The organism is Bacteroides sp. BFG-606, from assembly GCF_024788145.1.
GTDB lineage: Bacteria > Bacteroidota > Bacteroidia > Bacteroidales > Bacteroidaceae > Bacteroides > Bacteroides vicugnae.
The window spans coordinates 5,363,308-5,380,217 of the sequence record NZ_JANUIL010000001.1 but is presented as its reverse complement, the minus strand read 5'-3'; the positions used below and the strand labels follow the sequence as shown (position 1 = coordinate 5,380,217).

Sequence of the window (16,910 nt, the reverse complement as noted above, 5' to 3'; positions counted from 1 at the left end):
TACATCGGGAAAGCGGCATGACGCATAGTGACGCACACAGGCGCACAGATAAAAAGAAAAAACACCGGGAGATTTGTATCGAAACTTCCCAATGTTTGATTTCAATCATTGCGATGTTTTTTTCAAATCTCCCGATGTTTTTCCGGACTCTTCAAAAAGACAAAAGGACAAAAAGGACAGATGTGACTATTGCTCATTCATCTTGGTGTAAGAACCATGGGATATCTTATTGATCTTTACTCCATTAAGCGATTTTAGCAGACGTGTTACCTTGCGATGGTTGAAATCATATTTTGCGCCAATCTGAATCGCTTCATCTGTCGTGAAACTGTCGGGCAACTCTTGAACGAAATTGCGAATAGTGTCCGGATTCTTCAGTGGACGGACCGAAGGAGACGGCATGGATGAGTGCAACAACCGGCTATGCTCGTAACAACATAGAACGATTTGAAGAGAACGCTCAAAATCAGCATCCGTGCAATAAATCTCGGAAGAAAGATCGGATGCCTCAAATTGCCGGATACGGGTCTGGATCATGCTGATGCGCATCACCAGAAAAGCATAGCGTTTCACTACGGCTTGGAGGTCATCGTTGCCTTCCAATGCCACCTCGGACAGCATACGTGAGAAAATCTCATTCAGACGGTTCCATTGCAGGCGGTTGAAATGAAAAAGAACCGGATGAGCCAGACAGAAGTTATATAATTCAGAAACACGATGCGCGATCGGTTTGAAAGAATCTTCCAGCGAGATGCAGTCATCGCCCATCTCTTTCCAGTGTGGAGCCTCTCGGAAAGTGTAAATCAGGGTGCGGCTGGGCAATCCGTTTTCGTAGCTGCTCAATAGGCCGTCTATTTGTCCGGGAGTACCCGTCAGCAGCAAAGCCAATTTGGGATGGCGTATATAGATCGGAATGAGGCCGTTGGCTTTGTAGGAAGACTCTATATTTTCGTGCTCAAAAGCCTTGCGGAGCATATCGTCGAAATTGCCACAATCCAGATGATTGGCTGTGGATAGCGTTTGTGCTTCCGTGTCGAAAATGATGCTTCCCTGTGGACCGTTGTCCTGCATCTGCATTTGCATGCGGGTATAACTGGTGGTGGCAGGAATGAATAACATCTTGAAAGGAGGTCTTTGCGGTTCTTCGGAGCATGCATCTCCTTTCTTTTTCTGTTTTTGACATTCTGATTGCCAGTTATTATGTACAGTCTGGTAGTTTTTCATCATGGATTCACTGGTGGCAAGAATTTCTGAATGTATTTCTTCCAACAGGTATCGACCGGTTTGGGCGATGCTTTTACCACTGGCGGCAGGCGAAAGTATGACACTGAATATATGCGTGGAGTATTTCTTATGATTATAAATTCCGAAAGTCTGCGGAAGTGCTGCGCTCAAGGCTGTGAGATCGGAAAGGAGAGCGACATCTTGTTCGCGTTCGCTTCCGTCTTCAATGATACAGTCATTCAGTAAATCGGGAAGATTATTGTACAAACTTCGGGGAAATAAAGGAGTTCCTTTCCGGAATTCCTCTCCCAACCAATAGGCTTCGTCGTCGGCATCGGAATTTTCTGTAGTACCATAAGGTCTTTTTGTCCTTATGTCCTTTTGAAAGGAAGGCCCGTTGGCTGGGGTGGAAGTGGGTGTATGTTCATTAACTTGTTTGTATCCAGACAATAAAACACTCGTTAGCTCTTCGGGACGAAAATCCGTGTGTTCGAAAAATGCGGTAAGTTCGCGTAATATGCTTTCTTGGGGATAGTGCCGGCGGCAGGCTTCACAGGCAAGTTTGAAGACGTTGGAATGGCGTTGACCGGCTGTTAGCGGATGAAAGAAAATATAGGACGAAATAAATTGGGAGATTTCTTCTTCAGATACATTTTCCGGTTCTTCTTTCACAGGCGGTTCCAGAACAAATGCCTGATAAAGACTGGCAATATAACCGTTGGGGGAATAGCTGAAATAACAGAGGCGGCTTTCATCTTTACACGCCGGATCGCTTTCCAATCCGAGCAACTGGTTGTAATAACGGCTCACCAGTTGTTGCCCCTCACGATGGCGGCCTTCGATACCTTCCACATAGGCGAAGACTTTCACACCGTCGGTCGGACTTTCTATTGCTGCCACCGTATGAGGATCTGCCGCGCATCGTTGAATAACTTCCAGACGATTGGCTACATGGTCGTAATCAAGCCCGACAATATGGCTGGGGAGCAGAAAATGTTTGATGGCATGCGCTCCGTCAAATGTGCCCGCCGGAGTGAAGCAGGGGAGTTGACTCTTCAATTTCTGTGCGGCGGCATGGTCTCCTTCCGCATGATATCGGCGGATAGAGTTGATGATCGTTGCATAAACAGGATGAATACACATGATGATGACCTCAAGGAAAGACATGACTTGGGGCTTTTTTGAATACACGTTTTTGTAAACTGAGACTTTGATTTCTTCTAAGACTTTCATATAAAATTGTTTTTGTAGGATTGCGCTACCTGATTATCAGATAACGGGAACAAAGGTCGGGATATTAAAAATAGGGTTGCTTCCCTATGTGGATAGTACTTGATAAAGCAAATAAAAAATGAAATATTATAATTTATTAATCATCGAGTGACATGGCAAAAGAAAAACAGGAACCTTATGAGTTCTTAAGCAATTTGGTATTGGCTTTAATGGATACGGATCGTATTTTTAGTAACAATTTTTTCATAAGCGAATTAGCTATCTCTCCTAAAACATTAGGGGAGATAAGGCGGGGAGAGGATATGTGCATTTATCAGTATGTACGGGTAATCGGGTGTATGACGAAATATCTTCATTTAATCATTCAAATGGATATGTTGCTGAAGGAGTTAAGAATCGTATTGTCTTCCCATTGTGACTTGGTGGTCGCTACGGTTCCGCACCGTTCTTGCGGAACTTGTCAGCCGACAGAGTGGGTGGTAGTGATGCATTGGGATGGAGTGAAATTGTGATGTGGAAGTTGACAAGCCGGAGTTTTTTGTCACTAACCTATTTGTTATTCAATATTTTGTATAAATTTGTAGAATAAATAATCAATCTATCGAATATGTATATGTTAAGCACAATAATCTCTCAAACTGGTGAATGCAATGCACAGCACGCGACAGACCCTTGTTTTTTAAATCAATGGGGGTATTCTACCCTTTTGTTAATCATTATCGGGATAGGTTTAGTATACCTGCTTTTTAAGAAACGGAAATTCTTGGTAGATAACCTGAAATGGATTGCAGGTACAGTATTTATTGCAGGTTTCCTGATATATTGGTACGCTTTCAATGAGGGAGGGAGTGACAGTAATTCGATAGCATTGGCATTTAGGTCTGCTCTGTCTTCTATGGAAATGTTCGCTTCGCATTCCGATCTTTTGGAGGTTCCTAAAGAACTGCATCATGATCCTTTCTACATGACGATATTTTCTGTGATACATTTCCTGGCCGTTATAGTGAGTGCGGTTTTTATCATCAAACTGTTAGGATTCAGATTCATCTCATGGGTGCGGTTATGTGTGGCGAATCTTCCAAGTAAGAAGAAATGCCGGCTGTTTATTTTCTGGGGTGTCAATGATAATGCGATATTGCTGGCTGACAGTATAAGAAAAAAAGCGGCAGAGCCAAAGGGGAAGAATGAAGAAGGATGGGAGAATTGCAAGTTCATTTTTGTGAGGTTGCTTTCTGCTAATGAAAGCAGTTCTCATGGCCGGTTCACATTCAGTCATTTCTTTAATTCGTCTCATGACGGAACTGAAAAATTCATAGAAAAGATAGAAGAGCTTGACGGCATACTGGTTAACTCTAAATTTGGAATTACAGGCCGGGTTATAGATAAAGTCAAATCGGAATTTGATTTATACAAATATCTCGGATTGAGGAGATTGGGAAACCTAATCAAAAAGTACCCGCAGGCAACTTTCTATTTTTTATCTCCCAATGAAGAGCTGAATCTGGAGGCGGTGTCTGTTTTTAAGGAAATAGCGAAATGTAAAGAAGACAGAGTCCATAATCAGGTTCAGATTTATTGCCATGCGCGTAAGAACAACCAGAACCAGAAGTTGGAAATATGTGATGGGTTGAAACATCAGATTCATATCATCGACTCGTCTAATCTTGCTGTATTGCAATTAAAAAAGAATGTAAGGAATCATCCCGTGAATTTTGCAGATGTCGATACTTCGAAGGCTTGTGTAAAGAAACCTTTTACGTCGATGATTATTGGTTTTGGAGAAACCGGGCGTGACGCATTTCGTTTTCTATATGAGTTTGGGGCATTGATCGATGCAAATGGCAATAGGAATCCTCGAAAAATATATGTGGTTGATGAACATATGGATGAATTGAAAGGTGATTTTTTAATGAAAGCACCTGCCTTGAAGGAGAGGAAAAATGAGTTGGAATGGTGTGAAGAAATGTCTATCCATTCCGAACGTTTCTGGGAAAAACTCTCTGAAATCATTCATGATCTAAACTATGTTGTAATTGCTATAGGAAATGATAATGAAGGGATGGCATTGGCGATTGATCTCTACGAATATGCCTATCGATATAGGAAGGATTGTTTCAATGACTTTAGGATTTATCTGCGCGTCAATGGAAGTTGCAACACCATTCAGCTGAAGCAAATAAAAGAGTATTTTAATATTTATGGCAATACCCGGGATGTAATCATAACTTTTGGAGCGCAGGAAGAAATATTCTCATACGATGTGGTATCGACAGATGTGCTTGAAGTATTGGCAAAGGAATTTTATTATGCATATCAGAAAATTATGATTGACGCAATGCTTGGAACGAATGAGAAGGAAATTGAAGAGAAGAAGAAAGCGAAGGAAAGCCTGAAGCAAACAGCGGAAGAAGAATGGAATGCGCGTAGAGAGGCATTGCGGGACAAGCATAGCTTGGATGCACAAATTAAATTGGCTTATCAGGAAGAGCAGGATAGGGCTAACGTATGGCATATCGATACCAAAAAGTTTTTAGCCGGGGCCATGGGAGAGGATGGCAAAGATAATAAGGAAAGGTTGAAAGAAATGGTTGAACTGACGCAGCGTGAAGCCCATACATTGAACTATTCTAAGGTTTGTGATGTTGTTTCCAGTACATTATTTGATAATTTGAGTAAGTGCGAACATTTGCGTTGGAATGCATGTATGGAACTGCAAGGATTTGTAACGTGTGACGGAGATAAAGATTTTCAGCAGAAGATGCATAAATGCATCGTCGATAATGATGTTTTAAGAAGTAAATATCCGGAAACCATCCCTTATGATCAGTGTGTGGTTGAGTTAAGTTTTAGATTGAAAAAGAACTGAAAATTGTTCTGCTAATATATAAATAATGAATCATAAAATGAAAGAGTATATTCCCAATCCGGTGGATACAGGACATATCCAACTCCCGAAGGAGTTGGAATACCTGGTAGAAAAGATGGCTAAGAATGTTCATGAAGTCTGGTCGAAAACCAGAATAGAACAAGGTTGGACGTATGGAAAAAAGCGGGATGATGTGTTGAAGCAGCATCCGTGCCTGGTTCCGTATGAAGAATTACCTGAAGAAGAAAAGGTGTACGACAGAAATTCTTCGGTGGAAACCTTGAAACTGATTATGAAACTAGGGTTCAAGATCTCGAAGGATGAGGAATAGGCGCTCTGCCTGCATCCAACAAGATAAATGGTGCCCAATATTTACTGTCTGCATATCCGTTCTCACGAAGGTACTGTTGTGCTTTGATAAGAGCCTGTCGTTCGGATAACCCTGAAATGATGTTCTCATAGAATTTAGTCATGAGAAGCATGGAGGCCTGGTCGTCAACAGCTGAAAGTGTCATGAGGATGGTTTGTACTCCTGCATTCTTGAAGCCTCGTTGAAGACCGAAAAGACCATCCGCACCAAGAGTACCTTGACCGGTGTTGCAGGCAGAAAGAACAACCATACGACAACCGCGGAGGTTTAGTGCACTGATTTCATCTGCACGGAGCAGTCCGTCGTTATTCTCTTCCGTGGCATTGGCGCCGGACATAATCAGGAAGCAATGCTTCATCGCATCATCGGCTTCACGTCGCTTCAATTCTTTATAGTCTCCGTGAGTAGCTATGTGAATTAACGAAACAGCTTTGCCGTCGAGTGCCCGGAACTGCTTTTCCGTTCCGTTTTCACCTACGAATAGATTGGTTTTAATCTTCTTTTTTTTCAACAGGGAATTTACGTTATTTACTTCATTGAGCGTATATGGTAACTCATGATACCCATTCTGTCCGTTACGGAATTTCCCGGAGTTATGATCTGTAGAAACAATATTGCGGACTTTGGTTGAAGCCATTTCGTAGTCCAATCCTCCGAAAAGTGTGGCTGATGAGTAGTTTAGCGAAGCTCTGTCGAGTGCGATTTCTTTTGTTGACGATAAACGATAGACGGCTTTCCGGAATGCTAACGGCAGGTTACCCGCTCCATACGGAAGATATTCTACAGGCAACTGGTGAAGTATCCCGTCAGGTGAAAAATAAATGGTATCCGCTTTGCTGATATATTCATCCAGCGCTTTCCAGAAATGTGCCCCGTTTTCGGTTGCGGTGAAAGCCGTAGGCGATTGCATCTCTTTCAATAGCAATTTCTGACTCATTAACTTGATTGCGGTGGGAGACGCGTCGCCCGGACGAAGTACGAAAGCGACCAGATGTTTGTCCGGAGCTAGTAATTCATCGTCTATGAGAGCAAATTCTATGGCGATGGAGTTTCCATGCAGATGCTTTTGTACGTCTTGCCATTTGACGGAAAGATAACGGGTATAGTCGCCGAAATCAGTAGACTTTCGCATCAGGTTCAGTTGCAACTGTTCATACTCCTCTTTCTGGCGGATGATATTTTTCTGTGCTTCCGTCTGATTGGTTGCATTCGGGAGTTCACTTTGCATGGATAAAATTTGTTCCGCCATAAGGGCAGCCTTGTTGTATTGGTCGAGCAGAGACTTATCTCCCGAAGCGCGGATCAGAGACTCCAGTTCAATAGACGAATTAAGCATAATACCTTTCGAAAACAATAATGCATCGTAACCTAACCGGGCAAAACGTTGTTTTTGTTCAGGCGTACCTGTTGCGGCGATATTGGCTGCACGGAGGGGAATACTGTCCAGTGAGGAACGGATATCCTTCCAGAATGCCAGGCGTTCATCGGCTTTCGAGAGACGGAAAAGATTACGCAGTGCGGTTGTTTCGCCGGAGAGGAAAGGTTCCATATAGGCTAATGCCTTGTCGGTCTGTCCTTGGGTATAATAGATATCGGCGATAGTCCCTAATGCGGAGACATACATCAACCCGTCTTCTCCCCATTGCAGGCGATAAGCATCCAGTTGTTCAAGACTCTCTTTTAATAGCCTGTTTAAAACCGCCATTCGCTGACGTTCCGCATCCTGTTCTGTCTGTCTGGCGGCTGTCTCATTGCCCATCATGGTGTGGCAACGATTCAGACTGCTAAGTGCATCCTGATATTTTACATCACTACCGGGAAGAACTTTGTAAATGTCTGCAGCCTGTTGGTAGTTTGCTGCCGATTCTGCATATTGTTTCTGTCGGTATAAGATACTTCCTCTGGAACGGAGAATTTCCCCCATCTTGTCTGACTTATCACCCGTCGGAAGCTGTTTTTCGGCTTTTGCAAGTATTTCGAGGGCTTTTCCATACTCCTTGGTAAATCCATAATTACGGCATAATGCAATGGAGGTGTCTACATATTTGTCCAGTCTGTCCGGCAACATCTGTGCATAAACCGACAGTGCCTGGTTGAGCATACGATTGGAGGCCTCATACTTGGCAGCAATGCTATAATTGAGTCCGCCCAGATAAGATTCCAATGCAAATTTAGCCTGTTCGGCAGGATTGTTGCGAAGGATGTCTGCTGCCAGTTCGTAGTATTCGCCGGCGGATGCGTGATCTTGTATTCCGGAGAGAAATTGCGCATAGTAGTGGCGTACCTTAAAAACGATCTCCTTATGGGTATTCACATCGCATTTCTTTAAAGCATCCAGAAAATGTGCCCTTGCCTTGTCGTTGTCACCTATACTGGCAAAATACTGGGCGCGCTCGGTCAGGCAACCGGGCTCGTCGCAAGGCTTTTCCAGTTCTTTTTTATTGTGAGCTTCTGCCAATTTCATATATTCCAATACTTTCGGCTGATTGTTCAATTCCAGATAGATGGACGATATCCAATTGAGAAGTTGCTCGTATTCTTTTGAATCGTCAGGAAAGATGTTGAAGGCCTGTTCATAATAAGTTACCCCTACGTCTTTACGTTCCGACAGGTAGTACAACGAACCTATCTGCTGGAGTTGACGGGCTACTGAAAGGGACTTTTCGCCATACCTCTTTTTACTGATGGCTATTTCTTCTTCTACGATGGCACTTGCTTTATCCATTTCTCCTAAAGCTATGTAGCAGCGGGCGAGATTGAGATGAAACATGGATGCCTGTTCGGGACGAGGCTGAATGCGACTGCACAGTTTCCATGTCTTGCTGTGAATTTCTGTTGCTTTATGATAGTCTTTTGCAACAGTCAGGTAGTAGAGTCCTGTGTTGTTCAGGGAGGAAATATATTTGATATCTGTTTCACCCAGTATGGTCTTGCGCATATCTGCTGCCATTTGTGTATAGGTTAGTCCTTCGGGACGCTCCAGATTCAGATAACAGCGGCCTAAAATGTGCAGGCAGGTAGCACGTTCCGCACTCTGTGTCTTTCCCGTTTTGACATATAATTCGTCCGCTTGTTTCAGTTGGGTAATGGCGGTTGTGTAATCTTGTTTACTTTCTAGTTTTTGAGCTTCTTCAACCAGTAGGTCGGCTTGGCTTGCAGTCTGTGAATAGGCTGTCAGACACAGACAGGCTAATAGAGATAGAATGAATTGTCGCATATAATAGAGATTTTAGTAGATTAAAATAAGATCAAGGCAAAGCTCCCGTCTCTCTTGCTTCTATTGGTGATCGAGACGATGATTTTATACCGCTCGTCCGAGCTAACCTTTTCTTTTCGGAAAGGAAGCCCTTTCCGGACGCTGTCATTACATTTGTATTCCCGTTCACTTTTCGATTGATAACCGATTGTCTTTATTTTCCAACTGAAAGAACGGTTCACCTCTGCCACACAGCCTATCTGCGAGGTTCCCGAACAGCTCGGAATCTCGAAAGTACAGGTCTGGCCGGCAGCCACCATTTTGGTATCTAATCTTACTTTGTTGGCGGAATCCTTATCACCTCTCATCCTCGCTTCTGCTGCATACTTGTCCGCGATTTCATAGATTGTTTCATTATCAACGCAGGCTTGAATAAATTCGTAATCAAAGACCAGATGTCCTTTCAGGCTCAAGACATCGCCCTGAGTTTGTTTGACGGTTAATGGGATAGGGGCTGCATCACGCAGCGTTTTGCTTACTGCCAGCAGTTGCTCACCACTGGCAAAGCCGCCGTCCAATGCTTCACATGCTTTCTTACAGGCGTCGAACACCATTTCAAAGGGTGTCGTTGTCTGTGCATTGACACTTATTTGCCCTCCGATGGAAAAAAACAGGAGGATGAATACTCTGAAAATAGTTTTCATGCTCATTTTTATTCTGCATTCATTGTGTTATTGAATAGGATTAAGTACCACACGAAATCCGATATGTGGTTCTGATGTATCGTAAGTCTGTACGCTGCGATGGCGAATGTCCATATCACGTTCGTTGGCCAGGTAGCTGCCTCCTCTCACAATCTTTTTATGGTGTCCGGGATTTTCTGCCGGACCTTGGGGATCTGTGACCCGTGTATTTTCGTACCGGTTCATCCAGTTCGTACACCATTCGGCGGCGTTGCCTGACATGTCGTATAAGTCGAACCCGTTTTCGTGTTTCTCACCAACGGGATGCAAGCGTTCATTGGCATTGGAGGCGTAGTAAGCTACATCACGAATGTTGTCTGAACCGGCATAAGGATAACTTTCGCCTCCGGTGGCTGCATATTCCCATTGCGCCTCCGTAGGGAGGGAAAAAGGTAAACCGGTGAGCTTGTTCAGCTCCTTGGTGAAGGCTTCGGCATCATTCCACGTTATATGTGTCATAGGCAGCATGCCTTTTTCCGTAACAATGGAGTCATTCATAACGGCATACCACAGCGAGCGTGTTACTTCGTATTTACACATATAATAATCGGAACTCAATACAACGGTGTGCTGTGGTGAGTCATACCCTTTTCCTGTAGCTTTTCCCATGATGAATTCTTTTTTTTTGGCCGGAATCAGCAGCATATTGTTCATCATGTCCACCAGGGAGCGGAGCTGGGGCAGTGTGATCGTAGGATTCCATTTTACGTCTACCCATTCTTTCTCTCTGTCTTTTATATCCCTGTTTCCGGTGTTGTTCACGGAGGTGCGTCCGTCATTCCGGAGCGCGTTGAATTCATGCAGGATAGAGTCGCACGTCGATTTCAAAGAACTGTCCGGGTGTTTCTTTATGAAACTACTGTAATCGTCATAAGTGCGACACTCCTTGAATTCCAGTTTTTGTTCTGCCGTTCTTTGGATGGAAGTATAAGTTTTGCTTCCTGCTACTATTAATAATAGGGCAATGAAAGTCATCATAAGCCATTTGGCAGATACATAAGAAGGCTTTGACAACATTTGCTTCAGGAGGTCACCTTTTATATCTTTGAATCGGGCTACCCGTGAGTTGCTGTAAAATACAGCTTGAAAGTCTTTCAATCCACTAATGTCCGGGGGGAGTTGCAGGGTAGCGAAATCATAGCTTTCACTTTCCTGCGGAGCAATCGGAATGATATTTATCTGTTTGGGGGTTCTACTTTGGCGACGTAACGCACGGCCTAATTCTATCCGGACAAAATCGATCTCTCCGGTACGGCTGATCTGTTTAATTTCTGTTTCAAACTCTTCATTGGTCAAGGACGCCATCCGTTCGTAGAAAGCCACTTCTTCCATGTCCCATGTTGCTTTTTCGCCTGCCTCAACCGCTTCTTCATTGAGCGGGCGGATCGTTGTAAACGTCTCCGGCACCATGAACATAATGAAGTCTTTACACTCATCAATGCGGCGAATCAACTCAACATCAAACCGACCGTTTAAATTGTCTTTGTCAAAGCTCACCCTTTTGCGGAATCCGGATTCTTCCAGCATCAGTTGTAGCATTTCAGGCTTGTCGCCCGAACATTTCTTACGGTAACTAATGAATATGTCGTAATTATGCTTGCTCATCAGCTGCTAAGATAATAAAAAGAAACAGATTTGTCAATCTTAATCGAAATTTATTTTTATCTTTGAAGTTCAGTAAACAGAAAAAAGAAATATATATGAAAAAAGTAATTTGCAGTGAGAAAGCTCCGGGGGCTATCGGCCCTTATAGTCAGGCGATAGAAGCCAATGGTATGGTATTTGTGTCCGGTCAGTTGCCTATCGATGCCGCTACGGGACAGATGGCGGAAGGCATAGAAGGACAAGCGCGCCAGTCGTTGGAGAATGTCAAACACATTCTTGAAGAAGCAGGATTGACAATGGGAAACATTGTCAAAACTACTGTATTTCTTCAGGATATGTCCCTGTTTGCAGGGATGAACGGTGTGTATGCCACGTATTTTGACGGAGCTTTTCCGGCACGTTCGGCGGTTGCCGTAAAAGCTCTGCCAAAGGATGCGTTAGTAGAGATTGAGTGTATCGCGGTTCGCTAACAAATCTGCGACAATGAAACTGCTGCCTCCTACAAAGATCAGATCTTTGGGGGGGCAGTTCTTTTTGCCGCCTGTACAGCTTCTACAACAGTGGGGTAGGTGGTACCTTTCAATCCGGCTTCTTCTGCCAATGCCAGTAGTTCATTTTCCGGAAGTGCGCGTTTGACGCTTGCTTTGGTAAAATAATAGGTGGCATATTTCGGCAATGCTCGCAGAACCCCCCGGATGTCTTTGTCATTGACCATGCCGAATACAAAATGGATCTCCTGATCGAAGGTTTTGTGAATGACATTGAGCTGTACATGGATATATTCGATTCCATCCACATTATGTCCCGTGTCACAGATAATATCCGGATAGCTGTGCACTTTCTGCCAACGCCCCATCAGACCGGTGAGCTGACATACGTTTGCAAGACCTTCGCGATAGTCCTGGGATCTGATGTTGTAGTTCAGACGGTTCAGTGTCGCAAGGGCTTTTAGGATGGTGAACATATTTTCGAATTGGTAAGCTCCGCTCAACTCGGTGAAAAGTCCTAAAGGAAACATCTCATTGTGGATTTTGATAGCATCTTTTCTTTTGTCGAGTATCTGGTCTAGCGCACGTAGACTGTCTGGCAGGTCTAACATGAGTAATGCTTGCCGCATCTGATTTGCCTCTTCTTCTGACTGTTCGTCCATTGCTTCGATCATTTCGCGCATGCTCTGAATTGCGTTGTCCATCACCGGTCTTATTTCTTGCAACTTCGAATAAGGAACTATTTCCATGTCCCAGTACCGGGTATTTTCACGGGCATATTCGATGGGCGCATTCTTTTCTTTGGCTTTCATGGTAAATACACGTTTCACCGCCCCTTGGGCTCTGCCGATAATGACCGGAACTCCTTCTTTGATAATTCCGGCTTTCTCTTTGGCAATCTTCGTCAGCGTGTCACCTAGATATTGGGTGTGGTCGAGGCCTATGTTGGTGATAACGCACAAATCCGGATGGATGATATTCGTACAGTCCAATCTTCCGCCCATGCCTACTTCGATAACTGCTACATCTACTTTCTGGTCAGCAAAATAACGGAATGCCATAGCGGTGGTCAGTTCGAAGAATGAAGGGTGCAGCGGCTCGAAGAAGGAGCGATGCTCTTCTACGAAATTGACTACATACTCTTCCGGTATCATCTCACCGTTGATACGGATACGTTCGCGGAAGTCGATTAAATGGGGGGAGGTGAATAGCCCTACCCGGTAACCGGCGCATTGTAATACGGCTGCGATAGTATGCGAGCAGGAACCTTTTCCATTGGTTCCGGCGATATGTATCGTTTTGAATTGTTGATGAGGATGCCCGAAATGTTCGTCCAATTGATGTGTGGTCTCTAAACCCGGCTTATATGCTTTGCTTCCTATTTGTTGAAACATTGGCGCACTCTCATATAAGTACTTTAAAGTGTTCTGATAGTCCATGTTTTATAATATTTAACGTCGGGCAATCTTTATTGCCCGCTAATTTGTTTATCTTTAGAACCGTCAATCTGACTATAAATGGGGGATTGGCGAATGAGATTGCAAATATCAACATTTAAATCTAAGAAATCATGGGAACTAAGAAAAATTTTGTGCTAGACACGAATGTTATTCTTCACGACTACAATTGCTTGAAGAATTTTCAGGAAAATGATATTTACCTCCCTCTTGTTGTACTCGAAGAACTGGATAAGTTCAAAAAAGGAAACGAGCAGATAAATTTCAATGCTCGTGAGTTCGTGCGCGAATTGGATGTGCTGACAAGCGACGAGCTTTTCTCCGACGGAGTGAAGCTTGGCGAAGGATTGGGACGTCTGTTTGTGGTGACGAGCAATGTACCGGCTACCAAAGTGTGGGAATCGTTTCCTATAAAGAAACCCGACCATTTGATTTTGGCGGCAACCGAATACCTGACCGAAGAGGATCCGGAAATGATGACTATTTTGGTGACCAAAGATGTGAATCTGCGTATGAAAGCTCGTTCCATCGGTTTGCTTTGCGAGGATTATATTACGGATAAGGTGTATAACGTAGATGTGTTCGAGAAGTCCAATGAGATCTTTGAAAATGTAGATCCGGCATTGATCGACCGTATTTATTCTTCAAAGGAGGGCATTGACTTGAGTGAATTCGACTTTAAGGATTTGATTCACCCCAATGAATGTTTTATATTGAAGAGTGACCGGAATAGTGTGCTTGCACGCTACAATCCTTTTACCCATTCTATTATCCGTGTGATGAAAGGCAAAAATTATGGAATCGAACCACGGAATGCGGAACAGAGTTTTGCTTTTGAGATTCTGAATGACCCGGAAATCAAACTGGTGGCTCTGACTGGAAAAGCAGGAACGGGGAAGACATTGCTGGCTTTGGCTGCTGCTTTGGGCAAACTGACGGATTACAAACAGATTTTGCTGGCACGTCCTGTTGTGGCGCTTTCCAATAAGGATATCGGTTTCCTTCCGGGAGACGCGCAGGAGAAAGTGGCTCCTTATATGCAGCCGTTATTTGATAACCTGAACGTGATAAAACGTCAGTTTGCTGCAAACTCTACCGAAGTGAAGCGCATAGAAGATATGCAGAAAAGCGAGCAGCTGGTGATTGAAGCTCTGGCATTTATCCGTGGTCGTAGTTTGAGCGAAATGTATTGCATCATCGACGAAGCGCAGAATCTGACTCCGAATGAAATAAAGACAATCATCACCCGTGCAGGTGAAGGTACGAAGATGGTATTTACGGGAGATATCCAACAGATTGACCAACCTTATCTGGATAGTCAGTCCAATGGTCTGGTATACATGATTGATCGTATGAAAGACCAGAATATCTTTGCACACGTCAATTTGCTGAAAGGTGAACGAAGTGAATTGAGTGAGTTGGCAAGTAACTTGCTGTAATGATGAAAAAATAAATTTGGCACGGATTACACGGATTTCACGGTTTCTCCAATTATCTTAAACCGCGTAATCCGTGTAATCCGTGCCTGATTTTTACTTCTTGCTTTTCTTTATTATTCTTTCTTTCCGAAATATTTCAGGAACTGTGTACGTTCGAATGTATTAACACCCTGAACATCCTTAATATTCAGTTTGCCTTTGAATTGAGCTATATTTTTGAATCCTTTGCGTTCCATCCATGCAGAGAGGAAGCGGTTGGCTTCTCCGATGAATGCATTTGTATTCAGATAGACTGCACTGCAAACTTCTACGGCTGAAGCACCGGCAAGGATAGCTTTCACTACTGATTCTGCGTTGGCAACACCACCGGAAGCTGCATAGTCGATTTTGTCTACTACTGCAGACGCAATTCCGATCCAACGGAGCGGAGTGGCAAGGTCGGAAGCATTGCTGAATACTTCTCCTGAAATATGCTCCATCTTTTCGATGTTGATGTCCGGTTGATAGAAACGGTTGAAGAGAACAACTGCTGCTGCACCGTTGGCATACAACTGATCGATTAATGCCACAGGATTCGTCAGGTTATCACCCAGTTTCATGATTACAGGTATCTTGACTGTTTGTTTGATGTGGCGGAGAATATCAATGTGGCGTTGTTCGAATGAACCGTATGTATATTGCACTTCCGATTGCAGGGCAAGGATATTGATTTCCAATGCATCGGCACCGGCCTCTTCAATCATCTTTGCAAAGTCAATCCATTCGGAATCAGTGTAGCAGTTGATGCTGGCAATGATAGGAATGGGGCATACCTTCTTGCTTTCTTTTATTAAAGTCAGGTATTCGGATAGCTTGTGTTCACGGATGTATTCTTCCAGATAGTCACTGGCTTCCGGATAGAAAGCCGGATCTTTCAGTTGGTCTGCTTCCAGCATGATTTGTTCCTCAAACAGTGATTTCAGAACAATTGCACCGGCACCATCTTCTGCCAATTTTTTGTTTTTGCCGGCACTGTTGGTCAGCCCCGAGCTACTAATGATGATAGGGTTTCTAAGGGAAAGCCCTGCGAAAGTAGTTTTTAAATCGGTCATAGCAATATGTTTTTTTTAACACTTAATCAGTAAATTCGTTCTCCGAAAATCTTGCTTCCTACTCGTACCAGCGTACTTCCTGCGGCAATGGCTTCGTGGTAGTCATGTGACATTCCCATTGATAGCTCACAGAAAGTATCGGAGTGGATGAACCAAGTTGTTTTTATCTCGTTAAAGAGCCCATTTAGTAAACAAAATTCTCGATTGATTTGTTCAATACAATCGGTGTTGCTGGCCATCCCCATTAATCCGCAGATGCGTACATGAGTCAGCTCTTTCCATTCTCCGGCATTCAACATCTCCTTGCATTCTTCGGGACTGAAACCAAATTTGGTTTCTTCCTGCGCAACGTGAATCTGCAACAGGCAGTTCACTGTACGTCCCGCTTTGACAGCTTGTTTGTTGACTTCGACCAGCAGTTTATAACTATCAATTCCATGAATCATCGCTACGTATGGTATCATGTATTTGATTTTGTTCGTCTGCAGGTGTCCGATGAAATGCCATTCAATGTCTTTTGGGCAAACTTTCGTATTTAGCTGTCATTTCCTGCACTTTGCTTTCTCCAAAAATACGCTGTCCCGCCTGATATGCTTCTTCTATCGCTTCATTGGGATGGAATTTTGAGACAGCAACCAGCCGGACTCCTTGCGGGAGTTCGGCCAGCACTTGCTTTAAATTGTCAGCAATACTCATTGTTACTTATGCTTTTGACGGATCAAACTCCGGTTTGTCATTCGGTTCGGCGCTGTAAGGATATACATCCATGAGCGGAGTTTCGGATACCATACCGATCTGATAATCAGCCATGGTTCCTTTCATCCCTTCATCCAGCTTCTTGACTGCGTCACGCAAGTCGGCAGCTTGTACCAATACTTGAGTGGAAGTCTTTTTTTCAGCACCGCTTTTTTCATCCAGAGTGATGAAAATAAGTTTGCATTTGAACCAGCGGTCGGCACTTTCTTCGTCGCTGGGGAAAAGTTCGCTATAGTTGGCACGTTTAATATCCGAAACGGTAAATTCTCCGGAGATAAACGGAGTCATTTCTTCAATAATCCGTGCTTCTGCTTCTGTAAAACTGAGTGCGTCAACAAGATAAGGTTCAGTTACTTTCTTCTGCATTCCGTTTTCCATTACTTTTTCATAACGGATCTTGCACTCAAACCATGTATGCATTGCCATAATTTTCTTCCTTTTT

12 protein-coding genes and 1 pseudogene are annotated in these 16,910 nt (G+C 43.7%); 5 read left to right on the top strand and 8 right to left on the bottom strand.

The features are described 5' to 3' along the window. Positions 1–186: 186 nt before the first annotated feature. The gene (locus tag NXV01_RS20725; RefSeq protein ID WP_259023155.1) at positions 187–2,457 is read right to left on the bottom strand and encodes a DUF3987 domain-containing protein; all 2,271 of its coding nucleotides are present in this window, start codon (positions 2,455–2,457) and stop codon (positions 187–189) included. Positions 2,458–2,609: 152 nt separating this feature from the next. Between NXV01_RS20725 and NXV01_RS20720 the strand changes: the two genes are divergently transcribed. From NXV01_RS20720 to NXV01_RS20710, 3 genes are all read left to right on the top strand, one after another. After that, positions 2,610–2,969: a hypothetical protein gene (locus NXV01_RS20720; protein ID WP_259023154.1), complete on the top strand. Its 360-nt coding sequence runs from the start codon at positions 2,610–2,612 to the stop codon at positions 2,967–2,969. Positions 2,970–3,064: 95 nt separating this feature from the next. Beyond that, positions 3,065–5,323 (top strand): hypothetical protein, encoded by a 2,259-nt coding sequence (locus NXV01_RS20715; RefSeq protein ID WP_309569309.1) that lies wholly within the window; start codon positions 3,065–3,067, stop codon positions 5,321–5,323. 37 nt (positions 5,324–5,360) lie between these two features. Then, positions 5,361–5,654, top strand: a complete 294-nt coding sequence (locus tag NXV01_RS20710) for a RyR domain-containing protein (RefSeq protein WP_259023152.1) — start codon at positions 5,361–5,363, stop codon at positions 5,652–5,654. Here the strand turns inward: NXV01_RS20710 and NXV01_RS20705 are convergent. From NXV01_RS20705 to NXV01_RS20695, 3 genes are read right to left on the bottom strand one after another with little or no spacing between them, the layout of a single operon-like run. Then, complete coding sequence (locus tag NXV01_RS20705) at positions 5,629–8,910, bottom strand: CHAT domain-containing protein (protein ID WP_259023151.1); 3,282 nt, start codon at positions 8,908–8,910, stop codon at positions 5,629–5,631. The two genes, NXV01_RS20710 and NXV01_RS20705, sit on opposite strands and share 26 nt — an antisense overlap. Before the next feature lie 20 nt (positions 8,911–8,930). Beyond that, positions 8,931–9,599 carry a hypothetical protein gene (locus NXV01_RS20700; RefSeq protein WP_074558988.1) on the bottom strand — a complete coding sequence of 223 codons (669 nt, stop codon included), beginning with the start codon at positions 9,597–9,599 and terminating at the stop codon, positions 8,931–8,933. Between the two features lie 21 nt (positions 9,600–9,620). Continuing rightward, positions 9,621–11,237 carry a formylglycine-generating enzyme family protein gene (locus NXV01_RS20695; protein WP_259023150.1) on the bottom strand — a complete coding sequence of 539 codons (1,617 nt, stop codon included), beginning with the start codon at positions 11,235–11,237 and terminating at the stop codon, positions 9,621–9,623. 95 nt (positions 11,238–11,332) lie between these two features. Between NXV01_RS20695 and NXV01_RS20690 the strand changes: the two genes are divergently transcribed. After that, complete coding sequence (locus NXV01_RS20690) at positions 11,333–11,707, top strand: RidA family protein (RefSeq protein ID WP_148367895.1); 375 nt, start codon at positions 11,333–11,335, stop codon at positions 11,705–11,707. A 38-nt stretch (positions 11,708–11,745) separates the two neighbouring features. On the opposite strand, the gene NXV01_RS20685 is transcribed toward NXV01_RS20690, so the two are convergent. Further along, positions 11,746–13,164, bottom strand: a complete 1,419-nt coding sequence (locus NXV01_RS20685) for a folylpolyglutamate synthase/dihydrofolate synthase family protein (RefSeq protein ID WP_309569308.1) — start codon at positions 13,162–13,164, stop codon at positions 11,746–11,748. Positions 13,165–13,295: 131 nt separating this feature from the next. Here NXV01_RS20685 and NXV01_RS20680 point away from each other — a divergent pair, with 131 nt between their 5' ends. After that, positions 13,296–14,621: a PhoH family protein gene (locus NXV01_RS20680; RefSeq protein WP_148367896.1), complete on the top strand. Its 1,326-nt coding sequence runs from the start codon at positions 13,296–13,298 to the stop codon at positions 14,619–14,621. 113 nt (positions 14,622–14,734) lie between these two features. On the opposite strand, the gene NXV01_RS20675 is transcribed toward NXV01_RS20680, so the two are convergent. The 3 genes and pseudogenes from NXV01_RS20675 to NXV01_RS20665 all read right to left on the bottom strand — a co-directional run bounded on the left by NXV01_RS20675 (position 14,735) and on the right by NXV01_RS20665 (position 16,894). After that, positions 14,735–15,712 carry a dihydroorotate dehydrogenase-like protein gene (locus NXV01_RS20675; RefSeq protein WP_148367897.1) on the bottom strand — a complete coding sequence of 326 codons (978 nt, stop codon included), beginning with the start codon at positions 15,710–15,712 and terminating at the stop codon, positions 14,735–14,737. Between the two features lie 26 nt (positions 15,713–15,738). Beyond that, positions 15,739–16,408, bottom strand: a pseudogene (locus tag NXV01_RS20670) (YggS family pyridoxal phosphate-dependent enzyme). A gap of 6 nt (positions 16,409–16,414) precedes the next feature. Then, positions 16,415–16,894 (bottom strand): DUF4494 domain-containing protein, encoded by a 480-nt coding sequence (locus tag NXV01_RS20665; RefSeq protein ID WP_004296648.1) that lies wholly within the window; start codon positions 16,892–16,894, stop codon positions 16,415–16,417. Positions 16,895–16,910 lie beyond the last annotated feature (16 nt).

What these genes read in the sequence shown, in the direction of transcription:
- NXV01_RS20705 (WP_259023151.1), bottom strand. Translation starts at nt 8,910, where the DNA reads ATGCGACAATTCATTCTATCTCTATTAGCCTGTCTGTGTCTGACAGCC.
- NXV01_RS20665 (WP_004296648.1), bottom strand. Translation starts at nt 16,894, where the DNA reads ATGGCAATGCATACATGGTTTGAGTGCAAGATCCGTTATGAAAAAGTA.
- NXV01_RS20710 (WP_259023152.1), top strand. Translation starts at nt 5,361, where the DNA reads ATGAAAGAGTATATTCCCAATCCGGTGGATACAGGACATATCCAACTC.
- NXV01_RS20690 (WP_148367895.1), top strand. Translation starts at nt 11,333, where the DNA reads ATGAAAAAAGTAATTTGCAGTGAGAAAGCTCCGGGGGCTATCGGCCCT.
- NXV01_RS20720 (WP_259023154.1), top strand. Translation starts at nt 2,610, where the DNA reads ATGGCAAAAGAAAAACAGGAACCTTATGAGTTCTTAAGCAATTTGGTA.
- NXV01_RS20700 (WP_074558988.1), bottom strand. Translation starts at nt 9,599, where the DNA reads ATGAGCATGAAAACTATTTTCAGAGTATTCATCCTCCTGTTTTTTTCC.
- NXV01_RS20725 (WP_259023155.1), bottom strand. Translation starts at nt 2,457, where the DNA reads ATGAAAGTCTTAGAAGAAATCAAAGTCTCAGTTTACAAAAACGTGTAT.
- NXV01_RS20675 (WP_148367897.1), bottom strand. Translation starts at nt 15,712, where the DNA reads ATGACCGATTTAAAAACTACTTTCGCAGGGCTTTCCCTTAGAAACCCT.
- NXV01_RS20695 (WP_259023150.1), bottom strand. Translation starts at nt 11,237, where the DNA reads ATGAGCAAGCATAATTACGACATATTCATTAGTTACCGTAAGAAATGT.
- NXV01_RS20715 (WP_309569309.1), top strand. Translation starts at nt 3,065, where the DNA reads ATGTATATGTTAAGCACAATAATCTCTCAAACTGGTGAATGCAATGCA.
- NXV01_RS20685 (WP_309569308.1), bottom strand. Translation starts at nt 13,164, where the DNA reads ATGGACTATCAGAACACTTTAAAGTACTTATATGAGAGTGCGCCAATG.
- NXV01_RS20680 (WP_148367896.1), top strand. Translation starts at nt 13,296, where the DNA reads ATGGGAACTAAGAAAAATTTTGTGCTAGACACGAATGTTATTCTTCAC.